The sequence below is a fragment of the Streptomyces sp. SID11385 genome, assembly GCF_010548245.1.
GTDB lineage: Bacteria > Actinomycetota > Actinomycetes > Streptomycetales > Streptomycetaceae > Streptomyces.
Window position 1 is genome coordinate 1 of sequence record NZ_JAAGLR010001191.1, and the last position, 2,540, is coordinate 2,540.

Consider the following 2,540-nt stretch of genomic DNA (forward strand, 5'->3'; position numbering starts at 1 on the left):
GCCGATCAGCTCCCGCCGGTACGGGGCGCGCGGGGCGTGCGGGCGGACAGCGGGCCGGACCGGCGCGTGAACGGCCGGCGGGACGGGCCCGGGGCCAGGGCGCGGGACGGGCGCGTGAAGAGGGCGCGCAGGGGTGGCAGCAGGGCGAACATCAGGACCGTCACGAGGAGCGAGACGAGGGTGCAGACGAGCACGCTCGCGGCGCCCGCGTCGTCCCACAGCGCCCCCGCGGCGAAGACGAGGCCGAAGGGCAGCCCCACGGCGGAGAGCAGCCCCAGCGACAGGCTCACCCGCCGCGACTGGCCCGCCTCCACGTACCGGGCCGCCTCGGTGAGCCCTTCGCCGAGCGCGGCGAGGAGGGCGGGGACGCGGTGCTGTTCCTGGTGGCGGCCGAGGAGTTCGTCGGCCTTGCCGTGCCGGGTCAGGTGCGTGGACCACAGCGCGGCGCGCAGCGCGATGAGCCTGCCCTCCAGCCTGCGCAGGTCGGTGGCGCTGCCCGCCCGGCGGTGCGTGAGGTCCTCGGCGAGCGTGCGTACGGCCGCGTCCTGGAAGCGGCCCAGGAGGAAGACGTCGAGGTAGAGGCTGTGCACAAGGGCCTCGGCCGTGGCGTGGAAGGTGTCCGTGCCGCCGGGGTCGGGCGAGGTGCCGAGGAAGGCGGCCCCGTCGCGCAGGACGAGGGCCTGCCAGTCGGCGGAGAACCTGACCCGTCCGGCGAAGAGCGTGCGGTCCTCGGGGTCGGGCGGGAAATCGCGGGGCGGGGTCGCGGAGGCGAGCCGCCACAGCCACTGGTCCCTGGTCTCCCAGCCGGTGGCCGAGAGGCCGGGCAGCGCGGGCCAGGTGCCGGTGGTCCCGGTGAGGTGGCAGAGGGTCCACGCCCGCCGGGTGCCGGGACGGACGCGGAGGCCGGGGGGCAGCAGGGGCGCCCAGCGGCCCGGGTCGCGGGCGAGGGCGGTGAGGGCGCCGTGCGGGTCGGCGTCCGGCAAGGAGACGTGGACGATGACGAGGCCGTGCCCGTCGAGCCCGGCGGAGGCGGGGGCGCGCAGGAGTTCGGCGCCGTCGGCCGCCGCCCCGTCCCCCGCGTCCTGTCCGGGACGGCACCACCAGCGGCCTGGGCGGCCGGGCTCGCCGAACAGGGAGCGGCCGACGCGGGCCTCGAAGTAGCTCAGCCGCTGCTCGGCGGCGGCCTCGGTGCCGTTCGGCAGCGGGACGGGCAGGGGGCCCGGGTGCCAGGTCCCCTCGGGCGGCGCGGCACCGGCGTCCCACTCGACATCCACCACCACGCACGCCGAACCACGCCGCATGCCTTCCCCTTCCCCCGGTTCGTTCCGAAGCTAACAGCCCCGGGGGAGACGCGGCAGGGGTTCGCGGAGAACGCCGCGGGCCCCGCGACGCCGTGCGCCGCGGGGCCCGCGGGAAGGGGGGCGGGTGCCCGGGAGGGGATCAGCCCTTGAGCGCCGCGTCGATCGCCGTCTTGTAGTCCTGGACGGTCATCGGGGCGTTCTGGCCGTCGCTGCCGACGACCTTCTTGCCGTCCATGACCATCGACGGCGTGCCGGTGACGCCGTACTTGTCGGACTGCTTGTTGAAGTTCTTGCTCATCTCGATCGCCCAGCGGTCGTACGTGCCGTCCTTGACCTGCTTCTCGAAGGTCGCGTTGTCCTTGAGCGCGGGGACGGTCGCGGCGATCTTGAGGAGGTAGGCGTCCGAGTTGAACTTGTCGTCGGTCTCGTCCGGGTGCCACTTCTTCTGGTACATGGCGGTCTTGTAGTCGAGGAAGGCGTCGGGGCTGACGTTGAGCGCGGCGCCGAGGGCGCTCATCGCGTTCTTGGAGCCGGAGCCCCGGCTGCCGAGGTCGATCTTGCTGCCGGAGCCCGAGTCCCCGTCGAGGAAGGTCGCGCCCACGTACTCGATCTTGAACTTGCCCGCGTCCAGGTCGGCGTGGACGTCCGGGCCCACGGTCTGCTCGAACTGCGAGCAGATCGGGCAGCGCGGGTCCTCGAAGAGGGTCAGGGTCTTCTTCGCGGAGTCCTTGCCGATGACGACGGTCGTGCCGTTCGCGCCGCTCGTGTTCTTCGGCTTGACGAGGGTGTCCGACTTCGCGGACTCCCACTGCGAGGGCTTGTTGCCCTGGGCGACCGCGACGGCTATCCCGGCGCCTATCGCGAGGACGGCGACGACGCCGCCCGCGACGAGGAACTGGCGCTTGCGGGCGTCCTTCTTCGCCTGGGCCTCGCGTTCGGCGCGCAGCCGCTCGCGGGCGGTGGCCTTGGCCTGCTGGCTGTTGCGCTGGCTCATGGGGGTGACTCCGTAATCCGTAAGACGTGTGAGGACGTGCGAAACGAGGCCGTGCCGGCGGGCACGGCGGGGGACTTCAGGCGGTGAGTGCCACCGCGGGAGGTCCCCGGCGTCCTACGGAGTGGGCCAGGAGCAGCAGGTGGGGGCGGGCCACGCGGGCGAGGCCGCGCCCGAGGTGGGCGCGGGCCGCGCGGGAGCGGGCGGTGGCGCAGGCCACGGCGAGCAGCAGCGGCCGGAACGCGAAC

2 protein-coding genes are annotated in these 2,540 nt (G+C 74.2%); both read right to left on the reverse strand.

The features are described from left to right. Positions 1-5: 5 nt before the first annotated feature. Complete coding sequence (locus G3I42_RS36720) at positions 6-1,301, reverse strand: hypothetical protein (protein WP_203607814.1); 1,296 nt, start codon at positions 1,299-1,301, stop codon at positions 6-8. A gap of 139 nt (positions 1,302-1,440) precedes the next feature. Next, a complete protein-coding gene (locus tag G3I42_RS36725; RefSeq protein WP_164291973.1) occupies positions 1,441-2,295 on the reverse strand; it encodes a thioredoxin domain-containing protein in 855 nt (284 codons plus the stop codon). Between the last annotated feature and the right edge of the window lie 245 nt (positions 2,296-2,540).